This window comes from Sporofaciens sp. JLR.KK001 (assembly GCF_036941055.1).
Classification (GTDB): Bacteria; Bacillota; Clostridia; order Lachnospirales; family Lachnospiraceae; genus Sporofaciens.
Map to the genome: position 1 here is coordinate 1 of NZ_JAYMNO010000013.1, position 672 is coordinate 672.

Annotated in this window: 1 protein-coding gene; it reads left to right on the plus strand. The window is 42.6% G+C overall.

The window, feature by feature from the left end; translation table 11 throughout:
• Window positions 1-137: 137 nt before the first annotated feature.
• Complete coding sequence (tnpA, locus tag VSQ62_RS32305; RefSeq protein WP_286145363.1) at window positions 138-566, plus strand: IS200/IS605 family transposase; 429 nt, start codon at window positions 138-140, stop codon at window positions 564-566.
• Window positions 567-672 lie beyond the last annotated feature (106 nt).

Consider the following 672-nt stretch of genomic DNA (forward strand, 5'->3'; position numbering starts at 1 on the left):
TAAATGAAATCGCTAATCCCCCAGCTATGCTGGGGAGAATAGAGTAGGTTGTGACGAAGAGGATATTATAAAAAAGCCTCCTATGTTAAAATGAGAAAGGTGTCGCAAGCCAATCTCAAGAATAGGAGGCGGTCCAAATGGACAGTAAAAGTTTATCACACACGAGATGGAAATGCCAGTATCATATTGTATTCATACCAAAATATCGAAAAAAGAAATTATTCGGTCAGTTGAAATACGATGTACGGGAGATATTAAGTACCTTATGCAAATACAAAGGAGTAGAAATTATAGAAGGCGCAGTGTGTGCCGATCATGTGCATATGTGCGTGAGCATTCCGCCCAAGATAAGCATTTCAAATTTTATGGGATACCTGAAGGGGAAGAGTACGCTGATGATATATGACAGGCATCCGGAACAACAAAGTAAGTGGAATAAGGCATTTTGGGCAAGAGGGTATTATGTGGCAACAGTAGGAAATGTAACAGAGGATGCCATAAAGAAATACATCCGGGAACAGTCAGAAGAATCCCGGAAAGAAGAAAGTGAAGGAGCCGCTTTTTAGCGGCAGCAAGTAATATACGCTTGCGACACCCGCCTTTTAGGCGAGCAGTAACAGAGCCCTTGGGGGCGTTTTTCAAACCCCCACTTGAAGTGGGGGTTGGTGATTA

Coding starts and splice junctions, on each gene's coding strand:
- tnpA (WP_286145363.1), top strand. CDS start 138: ATGGACAGTAAAAGTTTATCACACACGAGATGGAAATGCCAGTATCAT.